A 13,498-nucleotide genomic window follows, 5' to 3' on the forward strand; every position below is an offset into this window, starting at 1 on the left:
CGTATTCGACAATCTTTTCAGGAGGTTGTATCGGCTTGCGGAATCGATTTTGAAAGGTGGGCCGATCGTTCAGCCGGCCGCCGCCGCGGCGAGGCCGCGCGACAGATCGGCCTTCAAATCCTCGACGTCCTCGAGTCCGATCTGCAGGCGGATGAGCGGGCCGTCATAGGGGCCTTTGGCGACGACGCGGTCGCCGAGGAAGACCGGCACCGCAAGGCTCTCATAGCCGCCCCAGGAATAGCCGAGGCCGAATATCTCGAGCGCGTCGAGGAAGGCATGCTGCTGTTTCTGGGCGCCGCCCGCAAGGACGATCGAAAAAATGCCGCTCGAGCCGCAGAAGTCGCGCTTCCAGAGAGCATGGTCGGGATGGCTGGGGAGAGCGGGATGCAGCACACGCGCCACGCCCGGCTGGCCCTCCAGCCAGCCGGCGATGGCCAGTGCGCTGCGCTGATGATGGTCAAGGCGCACGCCCATGGTGCGCAGGCCGCGCAGCACCTGATAGACGTCGTCCGGCCCGGCGCAGCAGCCCATCGTGTAGAAGGTCTCGCAAAGCTGTTTCCAGAAGGCCTTGTTGGCTGATACGGTGCCGAGCAGCACGTCGGAATGGCCGGCAGGATATTTCGTTGCCGCATGGATCGAAATGTCGACGCCATAGTCGAGCGGGCGGAAGTAGAGCGGCGTCGCCCAGGTGTTGTCCATCATGACGATCGCGCCGGCGGCGTGTGCCGCGCTGGCGATGGCCGGTATGTCCTGTACCTCGAAAGTGTTGGAGGCCGGCGATTCGGTGAACACGACCCTGGTGTTGGACTTGATCAGCGCCGCAATGCCGGCGCCGGCATGGGGGTCGTAATACTCGACCTCGACGCCCAGTCGTTTCAGCATCGTGTCGGCGAAATTGCGGGTCGGATGATAGACGGAATCGACGATCAGCGCATGGTCGCCCGCCGACAGGAAGGCGAGCAGTGGCACCGTCACCGCCGCCAGGCCCGAGGGCACCACGATCGTGCCGGCCGAGCCTTCCAGCGCGTCGATCGCTTGGGCAAGCGCGTCGGTGGTCGGCGTGCCGCGCGTTCCGTAGGTGTATTTCTGGCTGCGCGCAGCCATCGTCGCCGCGTCGGGATAAAGCACGGTCGAGGCATGCACGACGGGCGGATTGACGAAGCCGAAATAGTCGCGCGGATTGTTGCCCGAATGGGCAAGCAGCGTGTTGATACCCATCTCGCTGTCGTTTTTTACCATTGCTCTCTTCGCCCTCTCGTAAACCGCTAGCCATAGTGCGGCGGCATTGACCGTGCAACCACCGGCGCCCCGCCAGCCGGCGGACTTCGGATGGACCAAATCAGTCCAAGTAGTCAGCGATCGAAGGTTGCGTCGCTCACGCCCCTCGGGCGATGGGACTATGAAGGCGACCGCAAAACATATATATACTTGAAATCTAATATAAGTTGCCGGATTGCCCTGATCGAACGCTGCCGGATTCCCGTGGCACGCCGGCTGTTCCCTCCGCGATCCCGCTTCTCGCCAACAGAGGATGATTATACCAAGGGGAGGAATGCCATGCCTAACGTCAACTGGATGATAAAAGCGCGCGAGTTCGTCAACTGCAACTGTGCCTATGGCTGTCCGTGCCAGTTCAACGCACTGCCGACGCACGGATTCTGCCAGGCGGTGGCCGGCATGGAAATCGAGCACGGCTATCACGGCGATACCAACCTTGACGGCTTGCGGTTTGCCGCAGTCTTTCGTTGGCCGGGCGCAATCCATGAAGGCAAGGGCGAGGCCGCGGTGGTCATCGACGAACGGGCGACCGAGGTGCAGCGGGGTGCGCTGCTCCGCATTCTCAGCGGCCAGGACACCGAACCCGGCGCCACCATATTCCAGGTCTTCTCGACGACGCTGGAGAAACTCCATGATCCGATCTTCGCCCCGATCGCCTTCGAAGTGGACGTTGACGCGCGCACCGGCCGGCTGAACGTGCCCGGCGTGACCGATGGCCACGGCGAGCCGATCAAGAACCCGGTCACCGGCGCCGAGCATCAGGTGCGCATCAATCTTCCGCATGGCTTTGAATATACGCTCGCCGAAGCCGGGCGTGGTTGGACCAAGGCGACCGGCCCAATCAAATTCGAAGTCGCGGACACGCATAGCCACTTCGCCGATATCCACCTCTCGCAAAGCGGTGTCGTGCATTAGGCCATGAGCGACACGGCCCTCGAGGCGGTGCTGCGGCACGACCGCGCGATCGTGACGGCGGCGCTTGTCGCCGTTGCCGTACTCGCCTGGGCCTATGTGCTGTGGCTCGCCGCCGACATGGCCATGCCCACCGCATCCGCGCCAGGCGCCGACATGGCCGGCATGGATATGGCGGGCATGGACATGGGGGCCGCGATTGCGCCCGGGTTCCAGGCCTGGACGCCGGCCGATTTCGCCTTCATCTTCGCGATGTGGGCCGTGATGATGGTCGGCATGATGACGCCATCGGTTGCGCCGATGGTGCTTCTGTATGCCGGCGTCGGCCGCAAGGCGCAGGCGAGCGGCCGCCCCATCGCGTCGACAGCATGGTTTTTTACCGGCTATCTGCTCGTCTGGGTCGCCTTCAGCATCGCGGCGACCGGTGCACAATGGCTGCTGACCAGCCTCAGCTTGCTGAGCCCGGTGATGGCGACCAACAGCACGGTCGTGGGCGGCCTCGTTCTGATCGCCGCCGGCCTCTATCAATGGACGCCGATGAAGGGCGTCTGCCTGCGGCAATGCCAGGCGCCGATCGCGTTTCTGGCCAGTCATGGCGGCTTCCGGTCCGATTCGCTCGGCGCGCTTCGGTTCGGGATCAAACATGGCGCCTATTGCCTCGGCTGCTGCTGGGCGCTGATGGCCCTCCTTTTCGTCGGCGGTGTCATGAACGTCCTGTGGATCGCCGGTATCGCGATCCTTGTTCTTCTGGAGAAAACCGTCCCGACCGGGCAACTGATCCCGCGCATCTCCGGCGCGCTGATGGCGATCGCCGGCGTCTGGCTCCTCGTTGGAGCGTTTTGAACGTAAAGCGCATGATCCCGAACCGACGGTCAGCAAAGCAAAAACCGACATCGATTTCGCTCGGGATCACGCGCAAAATCAAAGTGCTGCAGCGTCCTTCACGCCCATTGGCGAGCGCCCGTCTGGACACGCAAAGGCGCGGACCATGCCAATTCATTCCATGAGAAAGTCAGTAACGCGGCGTAAAGCCGACGGGTGGATTTTGCAGGCCCAGCCCCGATTTGCGTTGATCGGGCTTTTGCCGGCTTTGTTCGCACTGCTGACCAATTTCCAGGCGTGTTTGTCTGCAATTCAGGCATTTGCGGCAATTGGTTTTCAAACTCTTTCGGTTTCGGTCATTTTCCTTGACCTCACTGGAATAATCGCCTTCGATGCAGTTCGTGAATGGGAGGCAGGGGTTCCGGGAATGGGCCGGAACGGGAAGCTGCGTTCACACGGAAAAAAAGTCAGGTTCGCCTGAAAAAAACAGAAAAGGGTCTGTGGGTTATGAAACACATTGCAATCGGCATTCTGGGCGCCGCCGCGTTTGGATTGATGGCTGCGGCCGCTTCGGCGGCCACGCTCGACGACGTCAAGGCGAAGGGCTTCATCCAATGCGGCGTCTCGACCGGTCTGGCCGGCTTCTCGGCGCCGGACGACAAGGGTGACTGGCAAGGCATCGATGCGGATTTTTGCCGCGCTGTCGCGGCGGCCGTCTTCGGCGATGGCACCAAGGTCAAGTTCACGCCGCTCAGCGCCAAGGAACGCTTCACCGCGCTGCAGTCGGGCGAGGTCGACATCCTGTCGCGCAACACCACCTGGACCATCAACCGCGATACGGCGCTTGGCCTGAATTTCGTCGGCGTCACCTATTATGACGGCCAGGGCTTCATGATCAACGCCAAGAAGCTGCCGGGGGTGAATTCCGCGCTGCAGCTTTCGGGCGCGGCGGTCTGCGTGCAGAGCGGCACTACGACCGAGCTCAACCTTGCCGACTATTTCAAATCGAACAAGATGGAGTACAACCCGGTCGTCTTCGAAAAGCTGGAAGAGGTCAACGCCGCCTATGACGCCGGCCGCTGCGACGTCTACACCACCGACCAGTCGGGCCTCTACGGCATTCGCCTGACGCTCGGCGCGCCGGCCGACCACGTCGTGCTGCCCGAGATCATCTCCAAGGAACCGCTCGGACCGGCCGTGCGCCAGGGCGACGACCAGTGGTACCACATCGTCAAGTGGACCTATTTCGCGCTGCTGCAGGCAGAGGAACTCGGCATCACCAAGGCCAATATCGACGAGATGAAAGCCTCGGACAATCCCGAGGTCAAGCGCGTGCTCGGCGAGGAGGCCGATACCAAGATCGGCACCGATCTCGGCGTCTCCAACGACTGGGTCGTCAACATCGTCAAGGCAGTTGGCAATTACGGCGAAATGTTCGAACGCAATGTGGGTTCGGGCAGCCCGCTGAAGATCGCGCGCGGCATCAACGCGTTGTGGACCAAGGGCGGCCTACAATACGCTCCGCCGATCCGCTGATCGAAATGTGATCCGGAAGGCAGCGTTCCTGCCTTCCGGTTTCTCTTTCCAGGGGATGGTCGAATGGCATCGCAGGAAATTCTTCGCGAGGAGCCAAGCCGCGGCTCCTTCATCAACGATCCGACGGTCCGCGGCATTTTCTTCCAGGCGGTAGTCGTCATCGTGCTGGTGGCGTTGGTCTGGTGGATCGTCCAAAACACCATCGACAATCTGACGCGCCTCCGCATTGCATCAGGCTTCGGCTTCCTCAGGGGCCGCGCCGGCTTCGACATCAGTGACAGCGCCATCGCCTATTCGTCGGATTCGACCTATGGCCGCGCCATTGTGGTCGGCTTCATCAACACGCTCATCGTTGCCGTCGCCGGCATCATCACCGCCACCATCATCGGCTTCATCCTCGGCATCGGCCGGCTTTCGCACAACTGGCTGATCCGCAAGATCTGCATGGTCTATGTCGAGGTCTTCCGCAACATTCCGCCGCTGCTGGTCATCTTCTTCTGGTATTCCGGCGTGCTTGCCGTGCTTCCCATACCGCGCGAGAGCATCAACCTGCCGTTCGGCTCCTTCCTCAACCAGCGCGGCTTCTATTTTCCGCGCGCCGTCTGGGGCGACGGCTCCTGGTTGATCTTCGTCGCTTTGCTTGTCGGCATCGCCATGGCGTGGTTCGTCGCCCGCAAGGCGCGTCAGCGGCAGATGGCGACCGGCCAGCAATTCCCGGTGTTCTGGACGTCAGCGGCGCTGATCGTCGGCCTGCCGTTGCTTGCCTATGCGCTGAGCGGCTTCCCGTTGAGCTTCGACTATCCAAAGCAATCGACCTTCAACCTGACTGGCGGCTTCCAGGTCAAGCCGGAGTTCCTGTCGCTCTATCTAGCGCTGTCCTGTTATACTGCGGCCTTCATCGCCGAAATCGTGCGCGCCGGCATTATGGGCGTCAGCAAGGGCCAGAGCGAAGCAGCCGGTGCGCTGGGTCTGCGTCCAGGATCGATCCTGCGGCTTGTGGTTGTTCCGCAAGCCATGCGCATCATCATTCCGCCATTGACCAGCCAGTATCTGAACCTGACCAAGAACTCTTCGCTCGCCATCGCCATCGGTTATCCGGACCTGACGGCGACAGCCGGCACGGTGCTGAACCAGACCGGCCAGGCGATCGAGTGCGTGCTGATCATGATGGTTGTCTATCTCGTGCTAAGCCTGCTGACCTCGGCGGTGATGAACGTGGTCAACGCCAGGATGGCGCTGGTGGAGAGGTAGCGACATGCAGGAGCACGATCTTTCCTTCGTCCGTACCGAGATGACGCTGGCACAGTCGGCGCCGCCAAGCGAGCGCGGCCCGGGCGCCTGGATACGCAAGAACCTGATTGCTTCGGCCGGCGACACCGTCCTGACCATCGTCGGCATCGTACTGGTCGCGATGATCCTGCCGCAGATTATCAATTGGGCCTTCGTCAACGCCCAATGGACCGGAACCGACCGCACTTTCTGCGCCACGGTGGCGCAGGGCGGCATCCAGCCGGACGGCTGGTCCGGCGCCTGCTGGGCCTTCGTCAACGCCAAGTTCGGCCAGTTCATGTTCGGTCGCTATCCCCTCGAGGAGCGCTGGCGGCCGATTCTGGTCGCCATCCTGTTCGTGGTGTTGCTGGTGCCGTTGCTCATCCCGCGCGTGCCGCGCAAGGGGTTGAACGCCATCCTGTTCTTCCTGGCGCTGCCGATCGTTGCCTTCATCCTGCTGACCGGCGGCGTGTTCGGCCTGCCGCATGTCGAAACTCCGCTGTGGGGCGGCCTGCTGGTGACGCTCAGCCTGTCCTTCGTCGGCATTGCTGTTTCACTGCCGGTCGGCATCGTGCTGGCGCTCGGCCGGCGCTCGAAGATGCCGATCGTCAAGATGCTGTGCGTCATCTTCATCGAGACGGTGCGCGGCATCCCGCTGATCACCGTACTGTTCATGGCCAGCGTCATGCTGCCGCTGTTCCTGCCGGCCGGCGTCACCTTCGACAAGTTGCTGCGCGCGCTGATCGGCGTATCGCTGTTTGCCGCTGCCTATATGGCCGAAGTGGTGCGCGGCGGCCTGCAGGCGATCCCCAAGGGCCAGTATGAGGGTGCCGATTCGCTCGGCCTCGGCTACTGGCAGAAGATGGGCTTGATCGTGCTGCCGCAGGCGCTGAAGCTGGTCATTCCCGGCATCGTCAACACCTTCATCGGCATGTTCAAGGACACCAGCCTTGTCTACATCATCGGCATGTTCGACCTGCTCGGCGTCGTCAAGCTGCACTTTTCCGACGCCAACTGGGCAACACCGCAGACCGCCAGGTCCGGCCTGGTGTTCGCAGCCTTCGTCTTCTGGCTGTTCTGCTTCGGCATGTCGCGCTATTCGATGTATACGGAACGCCGGCTCGACACCGGCCACAAACGCTAAGAAGAAAAAGGGGAACCTGCCATGGCCACAGAAAATGCCGTCAGCGCGGAAGAGATCAAGGTCAATGCGGCCAAGATGCATATTTCCGACACCGATGTCGCCATCGACATCGTCGCCATGCACAAATGGTACGGCGAATTCCATGTGCTGAAGGACATCAACCTGAAGGTGATGCGCGGCGAACGCATCGTCATCTGCGGCCCTTCGGGCTCCGGCAAATCGACGATGATCCGCTGCATCAACCGGCTGGAAGAGCACCAGAAGGGCAAGATCATCGTCGACGGCAAGGAATTGACCAACGATCTGAAGAAGATCGACGAGGTGCGCCGCGAAGTCGGCATGGTGTTCCAGCACTTCAACCTGTTCCCGCACCTGACCATCCTGGAAAACTGCACGCTGGCGCCGATCTGGGTGCGCAAGACGCCGAAGAAGCAGGCCGAGGAAATCGCCATGCACTTCCTCACGCGCGTCAAGATCCCGGAGCAGGCCAACAAATATCCCGGCCAGCTTTCCGGCGGCCAGCAGCAGCGCGTCGCCATCGCCCGCTCGCTGTGCATGAACCCGCGCATCATGCTGTTCGACGAGCCGACCTCGGCGCTCGATCCGGAAATGATCAAGGAAGTGCTGGAGACGATGGTTGGCCTCGCCGAAGAGGGCATGACCATGCTCTGCGTCACCCACGAGATGGGCTTTGCACGCAAGGTCGCCAACCGGGTGATCTTCATGGATCAGGGCCAGATCGTCGAGCAGAACACGCCGGTGGAGTTCTTCGACAATCCGCGCCACGAGCGCACGAAACTGTTCCTATCGCAGATCCTGCACTGATCGCTCTCACGCAAATCAAAAGAGCCCGGCCGAAACCCGGCCGGGCTCTTTTTTCCTGATGGTGTGCCGGCAATGTCGGCAGGCCAGAAGGATCGCTACGTCGACGACCTAGACGTCTCGAGTCTGCTTTCCGACACCCGCCACCCGTAGAGCCAGTCAAGATCGGCCGCGAGCTTTTCCGGCGAGCGCAACTTCAGGAACAGGTTGCGGGCAACCGCCACCGGCCCGGAAGCGTGCCAGGCGAGGTGGTTGACGGCACCGCGGCGGGCGACTTGGGCAACGCGCCGACGCCGCACCTTTTCCCAGGCGGCAAGCGCGCTTGCGGGATCGGCGGGTGAGGCGGCGACAAAGCCGGCAAGGGTTGCGGCGTCCTCGATCGCCATCGCCGCGCCCTGTGCCGCAAACGGCGTCATCGCATGCGCCGCATCGCCGATCAGTGCGATGCCGGCGGGCGTCGTCCATGGCTGCCTTTGGTCGACCGTGTGGACCGGCCATGCGGCCCACGGGCCGGCATCCTCGGCAAGCCGGGCCAGTGCCGCCGCCGTGCCGCGCATGGCGCTGGTGAGGATGTTGGGGTCGGCATGGCCCGACCAGCCCTCGGCGATGATCTCGCCCCTGGTGAAGGCGACCAGGTTGAAAGCGGTGCCACCGCTGACTGGATAGGCGACAAGGTGGAAGCCGGGATGCAGGAAGGCGGTCACGCAATTGGCGGCGCCGACCGCCGCAAAGGTCTCTCCCGCGGCACTGTCGGCGCCGATCGTGGCGCGCCACGCAAGTTCGCCCGAAAACCGGCTCGAAGCTTTGCCGGAGGCGGAGACCCCGTTCGTGCCCGACCCGTTCCTGCCGGAAGGGTCGAGGCCGCGGATCGTCGACCAGACGCCGTCGGCCCCGATCAGCAGAAAGCCGCTCGCCTCGACGGTCTTGCCGGCAATCTCGGCCGCTGCCGTGATATGGCGCGGTCCTGTGACGATGCCGCCGACGCGCGCGCCGGTGACGAGGCTGATGTCGGGCTGTTCCGTAAGGCGCGCCATCAGCGCGTCTTGCAGATCAGCCCGATGAGCGACGAGATAGGGCGCCTGCCAGCGCTTTTCAGCTGCTTCGCCAAGCGGTACCCGCGCCAGCTCGCGCAGCGTGGCGGCGTCTTTGAGCACGATCGCCTCCGGCCGCACCGCCGCCGGCAACAGCCGGTCGAGCACGCCGAGCTGGCGAAGGATGCGCGTAGCGTTGGGTGAGAGCTGGATGCCGGCGCCGGCCGCTTCGAGGTGCTGTACCTGCTCGAACAGCCGCACCAGATAGCCGCGCTCGGAAAATGCCAGCGCCGCGGTCAGCCCGGCAATGCCGGCTCCGGCGATGACGACCTGCCGGGACCGCGTATCGTCCATGCGTGCGTCAAGCGGCCTGGCCGATATACAGGCACCCTGCGGGCTGCGTTTCCATCGCCTTCAGCTTTGGCGAATAGCGATAAAGCGTCGAGCAGTAGGGGCAGACCTTTTCATTGTCGTCGCCCATGTCGAGAAATACGTGCGGATGGTCGAAAGGCGGGTTGGCGCCGGTGCACATGAATTCCCTGACGCCGATGTCGATCGCCGGATAGCCCGCATCGTTCTGGAAATGGGGAATGGAACCGCCTGCCATCGTCGTCTCCTTTAGCTCACGCATGATCTCGAAATCGACATTTTCAAGGTCATGCGCAGTTTGGAATTCTGCGGCGTCCGTTGCGCATCCAGCAGGACGCGCGGCGCTGCAGTCTCTATCTGCATCTGGATCATAACCCGTCTCTTTGCAAGATCGATGAAATGAAACTGTCGCAAAAGCCTGTCAGAGGATAAGTTAAGCCGGTTAAGGCATGGCCCCGAAAACCGAAAACGGGTTTTCGGCAGGGATCGTGAGTAGCTTCAGAATGGGCCCCGCGTCCCTTGCGCGTCCGAAAGGACGTGCGGCGCTCCGGCCGGTAGCGGGTGGGAACGAGCAGGAATGATGAACCAATTAAAGCCAGTGCAGAGCGAATTCACCACTGTCGAGGTGGCGAGCCCCGAAGGCGGGAACCCGGACCGCTTCGTCAACCGCGAGTTTTCCTGGCTGCAATTCAACCGCCGCGTCCTCGAGGAGTCGCTGAACGCCAATCACCCGCTGCTCGAGCGTGTCCGCTTCCTGTCGATATCGGCCGCCAATCTCGATGAGTTCTTCATGGTCCGCGTCGCCGGCCTCGCCGGCCAGGTTCGCGAAGGCATCACGCTGAAGAGCCCGGACGGCCGCACCCCCGAACAACAGCTGGAACAGTTGCTGCGCGAGGTCGAGCGTTTGCAGGAGGACCAGCAGAAAAGTCTTTCCGCGCTGATGCTGCTGCTCGACAAGGAAGGCATCGAGAGCGTCAGCCGCGATGCGCTGACCAAGGACGAGAAGGCCTGGCTTGAGGATCATTTCCAGGAGCAGGTGTTTCCGGTGCTCACGCCGCTGTCGATCGACCCGGCACATCCGTTCCCGTTCATTCCCAATCTCGGCTTCTCGATGGCCCTGCAACTGCGCCATCGCAAGAATGGCGAGGAGATGAGCGCGCTGTTGCGTCTACCGGTAGCGCTGAAGCGCTTCATCCGCTTGCCGGACCGCAAGCAACATGTCCGCTTCATCCCGCTGGAAGAGGCGGTCGGCCTCTACATCGGCAAGCTGTTCCCCGGCTATGAGGTCAAGGGCTCCGGCACGTTCCGCATCATCCGCGACAGTGATATCGAGGTCGAGGAAGAGTCCGAGGATCTCGTGCGCCTGTTCGAGACGGCGCTGAAGCGCCGCCGCCGCGGCTCGGTCATCCGCATCGAGTTCGACATGCTGATGCCGGCTGAACTGCGCGAGTTCGTCGCCGGCGAGCTTGGGGTGTCGTCGAGCCGCATCAGCGTGCTCACCGGTCCGCTGGCGCTCAGCCAGATTTCCGAGATCGTCGCCGTCGCTCGCGATGATCTCAAGTTCACGCCCTATAATCCGCGCTTTCCCGAGCGCATCCGCGAGCATGGCGGTGACTGTTTCGCCGCCATCCGCGAGAAGGACATCATCGTTCATCACCCCTACGAATCCTTTGACGTGGTGGTGCAGTTCCTGCGCCAGGCAATGGCCGACCCGGAAGTGGTGGCGATCAAGCAGACGCTCTATCGCACCTCCAACGACAGCCCGATCGTACGCGCTTTGGTCGACGCGGCGGAGGCCGGCAAGTCGGTGACGGCGCTGGTCGAGCTCAAGGCGCGTTTCGACGAGGAGGCCAACATCCGCTGGGCGCGCGACCTCGAGCGCGCCGGCGTGCAGGTCGTTTTCGGCTTCCTCGAACTGAAGACCCACGCGAAAATGTCGCTGGTGGTGCGGCGCGAGGACGGCAAGCTGCGCAACTACGTGCATCTGGGCACCGGCAACTACCACCCGGTCACCGCGCGCATCTACACCGACCTGTCCTTCTTCACCACCGATCCGACGATCGCCCGCGATGTCGCCCAGCTGTTCAACTTCATCACCGGCTATGCCGAGCCGACCGAGGAGATGCGGCTGGCCATCTCGCCCTTCACGCTGCGCAAACGCATCCTCAAGCACATTTCGAACGAGGTTACCCATGCGCTGGAGGGCAGGCCGGCGCGCATCTGGATGAAGATGAATTCGCTGGTCGATCCGATCATCATCGACGCGCTCTATGACGCGAGCCACGCCGGCGTCGAGATCGATCTCGTCGTGCGCGGCATCTGCTGCCTGAGGCCCCAGGTGCCGGGCCTGTCGGAGAACATAAGGGTCAAGTCGATCGTCGGCCGCTTCCTCGAACACAGCCGCATCTATTGTTTCGGCAACGGCCATGGACTGCCGTCGGACGAGGCGGTCGTCTACATCTCGTCGGCCGACCTGATGCCGCGCAACCTCGACCGCCGTGTCGAAACCATGGTGCCGATCACCAATCCAACTGTGCATGAACAGGTTCTCGGCCAGATCATGCTGGGCAACATCATGGACAACCAGCAAAGTTTCGACGTATTGGCTGACGGAACCTCCCGGCGCGCCGTGCTTGAGGAGGGCGAGGAACCGTTCAACGCGCAGGAATATTTCATGACCAATCCGAGCCTTTCCGGACGGGGTGATGCGCTGAAATCGCATGCGCCCAAGCGCATCGCGCAGTTCAAGCGCCGCAAGAAAAACGGCGCAGCGTCCGGCTGATGATTTCAACGTCCCAGGGCCGGCTTCAGGACCGCCGACCGCTGTCCATCATCGACATCGGGTCGAACTCGATCCGTCTTGTCGTCTACGAGGGGTTGGCGCGCTCGCCGACCACGCTGTTCAACGAAAAGATGCTGGCTGGCCTCGGCCGCGGCATCGTTTCGACCGGGAAGCTCGACCCCGAGGCGGTGACGCGCTCGATGGAGGAGTTTCGCCGTTTCCGCGCGCTCTCCAATCAGGCTGGCGCCGAGCATATGTATGTGCTGGCGACCGCCGCCGCCCGCGAGGCGGTCAACGGCCCCGATTTCATCCACCGCGCCGAAGACGTGCTCAAGACCGAAGTCCAGGTGCTGAGCGGACGACAGGAAGCGCATTATTCCGCGCTCGGCGTCATTTCCGGCTTCCATCCGGCCAACGGCATCGCCGGCGACCTCGGCGGCGGCAGCCTCGAACTGGTCGACGTCGACGGCGAGGCGATCGGCGACGGCATCACGCTGCCGCTGGGCGGCCTGCGTCTGCAGGACATGGCCAGGAATTCACTGCCCCAGGCGGCAAAGATAGCGCGCGACGAACTGGCGCGGGCAAAGCTTCTGAAAGGCGGGCGGGGCAGGCCGTTCTATGCGGTCGGCGGCACCTGGCGAAACCTCGCTCGGCTGCACATGGAAATGACCAGATATCCGCTGAGCGTCATGCACCACTACGAGATCGGCATCGACAGCGCTGCGAATTTCCTCAAGCAGGTGGCCAAGGGCGAGATCGAGAAGGTGAGAGGTATCGAAGGCGTTTCGAAGAACCGCCGCTCGCTGCTGCCTTATGGCGCCATCGTGCTGCAGGAGATCATGGCGGCGATGCAGCCGTCCAAGATCATCGTCTCGGCGCTGGGCGTGCGCGAGGGCTTTCTCTATTCGCTGCTCGACGCCGCCGAGCAGAAGGCAGATCCGCTGATCTCGGCCGCGGAGGAACTCGCCCGGCTTCGCTCGCGCTCGGTCACCCACGCGCAGGAGCTTGTCGAATGGACGGGCAAGACCTTTGCCGCCTTCGGCATCGACGAAACCGATGACGAGACGCGCTATCGCCGGGCCGCCTGCCTGCTTGCCGACATCGGCTGGCGCGCGCATCCCGAATATCGCGGCAAGCAGTCGCTCAACATCATCGCCCATGCCTCCTTCATCGGCGTCGACCATCCCGGGCGCGCCTTCCTGGCGCTTGTCAGTCTGTTTCGCCACGAGGGCCTGTTCAACGAAGCCGCTCCGGAAATCCGGGGACTGGCGACGCCGCGCTACCTCGAACGCGCCCGCGCGCTGGCCGCGGTGATGCGCGTCGTCTACCTGCTGACGGCGGCGATGCCGGGCGTCATGCCGCGGCTGAAATGGGAGAATCGCGGCAATGGCGTGCTAGCGCTGGTGCTGCCGGCGCCACTGGCCGATCTTTACGGCGAGCGGCCTGCCGGGCGCATGGCGCAACTGGCGAGGGTCACCAATCGCCGGCTGGTGCTGGCGGTCGAGGGCGGCCCGAGCGTGTCGGTGAAGTGAG

At 63.0% G+C, this 13,498-nt stretch carries 12 protein-coding genes; 9 read left to right on the forward strand and 3 right to left on the reverse strand.

Going from position 1 to position 13,498, the window contains the following annotated elements; all coding sequences use genetic code 11:
- Positions 1–69 precede the first annotated feature (69 nt).
- Positions 70–1,239: a cystathionine beta-lyase gene (locus tag EJ066_RS19480; protein ID WP_126040740.1), complete on the reverse strand. Its 1,170-nt coding sequence runs from the start codon at positions 1,237–1,239 to the stop codon at positions 70–72.
- A 318-nt stretch (positions 1,240–1,557) separates the two neighbouring features.
- Here EJ066_RS19480 and EJ066_RS19485 point away from each other — a divergent pair, with 318 nt between their 5' ends.
- The 7 genes from EJ066_RS19485 (at position 1,558) to EJ066_RS19515 (ending at position 7,786) form a co-directional block, all read left to right on the forward strand.
- Positions 1,558–2,193, forward strand: a complete 636-nt coding sequence (locus EJ066_RS19485; RefSeq protein ID WP_126043973.1) for a DUF1326 domain-containing protein — start codon at positions 1,558–1,560, stop codon at positions 2,191–2,193.
- Between the two features lie 3 nt (positions 2,194–2,196).
- Positions 2,197–3,033 (forward strand): DUF2182 domain-containing protein, encoded by an 837-nt coding sequence (locus EJ066_RS19490; RefSeq protein ID WP_126040742.1) that lies wholly within the window; start codon positions 2,197–2,199, stop codon positions 3,031–3,033.
- Complete coding sequence (locus tag EJ066_RS19495; protein WP_126040744.1) at positions 3,020–3,493, forward strand: hypothetical protein; 474 nt, start codon at positions 3,020–3,022, stop codon at positions 3,491–3,493. Before EJ066_RS19490 ends, EJ066_RS19495 begins: the two co-directional genes overlap by 14 nt.
- A gap of 26 nt (positions 3,494–3,519) precedes the next feature.
- Positions 3,520–4,548 carry an amino acid ABC transporter substrate-binding protein gene (locus tag EJ066_RS19500; protein WP_126040746.1) on the forward strand — a complete coding sequence of 343 codons (1,029 nt, stop codon included), beginning with the start codon at positions 3,520–3,522 and terminating at the stop codon, positions 4,546–4,548.
- 63 nt (positions 4,549–4,611) lie between these two features.
- Positions 4,612–5,799, forward strand: a complete 1,188-nt coding sequence (locus EJ066_RS19505) for an amino acid ABC transporter permease (RefSeq protein WP_126040748.1) — start codon at positions 4,612–4,614, stop codon at positions 5,797–5,799.
- A 4-nt stretch (positions 5,800–5,803) separates the two neighbouring features.
- A complete protein-coding gene (locus EJ066_RS19510) occupies positions 5,804–6,961 on the forward strand; it encodes an amino acid ABC transporter permease (protein WP_126040750.1) in 1,158 nt (385 codons plus the stop codon).
- Between the two features lie 21 nt (positions 6,962–6,982).
- The gene (locus EJ066_RS19515) at positions 6,983–7,786 is read left to right on the forward strand and encodes an amino acid ABC transporter ATP-binding protein (RefSeq protein WP_126040752.1); all 804 of its coding nucleotides are present in this window, start codon (positions 6,983–6,985) and stop codon (positions 7,784–7,786) included.
- 95 nt (positions 7,787–7,881) lie between these two features.
- On the opposite strand, the gene EJ066_RS19520 is transcribed toward EJ066_RS19515, so the two are convergent.
- Positions 7,882–9,168: an FAD-dependent monooxygenase gene (locus EJ066_RS19520; protein WP_126040754.1), complete on the reverse strand. Its 1,287-nt coding sequence runs from the start codon at positions 9,166–9,168 to the stop codon at positions 7,882–7,884.
- Positions 9,169–9,175: 7 nt separating this feature from the next.
- Positions 9,176–9,421 carry a zinc-finger domain-containing protein gene (locus tag EJ066_RS19525; RefSeq protein ID WP_126040757.1) on the reverse strand — a complete coding sequence of 82 codons (246 nt, stop codon included), beginning with the start codon at positions 9,419–9,421 and terminating at the stop codon, positions 9,176–9,178.
- 342 nt (positions 9,422–9,763) lie between these two features.
- Between EJ066_RS19525 and EJ066_RS19530 the strand changes: the two genes are divergently transcribed.
- Positions 9,764–11,965, forward strand: a complete 2,202-nt coding sequence (locus tag EJ066_RS19530; protein WP_126043974.1) for an RNA degradosome polyphosphate kinase — start codon at positions 9,764–9,766, stop codon at positions 11,963–11,965.
- The gene (gene ppx / locus EJ066_RS19535) at positions 11,965–13,497 is read left to right on the forward strand and encodes an exopolyphosphatase (RefSeq protein WP_126040759.1); all 1,533 of its coding nucleotides are present in this window, start codon (positions 11,965–11,967) and stop codon (positions 13,495–13,497) included. Before EJ066_RS19530 ends, ppx begins: the two co-directional genes overlap by 1 nt.
- Position 13,498 lies beyond the last annotated feature (1 nt).

Source organism: Mesorhizobium sp. M9A.F.Ca.ET.002.03.1.2 (genome assembly GCF_003952365.1).
Lineage (GTDB): Bacteria > Pseudomonadota > Alphaproteobacteria > Rhizobiales > Rhizobiaceae > Mesorhizobium.

What these genes read in the sequence shown, in the direction of transcription:
- EJ066_RS19500 (WP_126040746.1), top strand. Translation starts at nt 3,520, where the DNA reads ATGAAACACATTGCAATCGGCATTCTGGGCGCCGCCGCGTTTGGATTG.
- EJ066_RS19485 (WP_126043973.1), top strand. Translation starts at nt 1,558, where the DNA reads ATGCCTAACGTCAACTGGATGATAAAAGCGCGCGAGTTCGTCAACTGC.
- ppx (WP_126040759.1), top strand. Translation starts at nt 11,965, where the DNA reads ATGATTTCAACGTCCCAGGGCCGGCTTCAGGACCGCCGACCGCTGTCC.
- EJ066_RS19530 (WP_126043974.1), top strand. Translation starts at nt 9,764, where the DNA reads ATGAACCAATTAAAGCCAGTGCAGAGCGAATTCACCACTGTCGAGGTG.
- EJ066_RS19490 (WP_126040742.1), top strand. Translation starts at nt 2,197, where the DNA reads ATGAGCGACACGGCCCTCGAGGCGGTGCTGCGGCACGACCGCGCGATC.
- EJ066_RS19480 (WP_126040740.1), bottom strand. Translation starts at nt 1,239, where the DNA reads ATGGTAAAAAACGACAGCGAGATGGGTATCAACACGCTGCTTGCCCAT.
- EJ066_RS19505 (WP_126040748.1), top strand. Translation starts at nt 4,612, where the DNA reads ATGGCATCGCAGGAAATTCTTCGCGAGGAGCCAAGCCGCGGCTCCTTC.
- EJ066_RS19520 (WP_126040754.1), bottom strand. Translation starts at nt 9,168, where the DNA reads ATGGACGATACGCGGTCCCGGCAGGTCGTCATCGCCGGAGCCGGCATT.
- EJ066_RS19525 (WP_126040757.1), bottom strand. Translation starts at nt 9,421, where the DNA reads ATGGCAGGCGGTTCCATTCCCCATTTCCAGAACGATGCGGGCTATCCG.
- EJ066_RS19515 (WP_126040752.1), top strand. Translation starts at nt 6,983, where the DNA reads ATGGCCACAGAAAATGCCGTCAGCGCGGAAGAGATCAAGGTCAATGCG.
- EJ066_RS19510 (WP_126040750.1), top strand. Translation starts at nt 5,804, where the DNA reads ATGCAGGAGCACGATCTTTCCTTCGTCCGTACCGAGATGACGCTGGCA.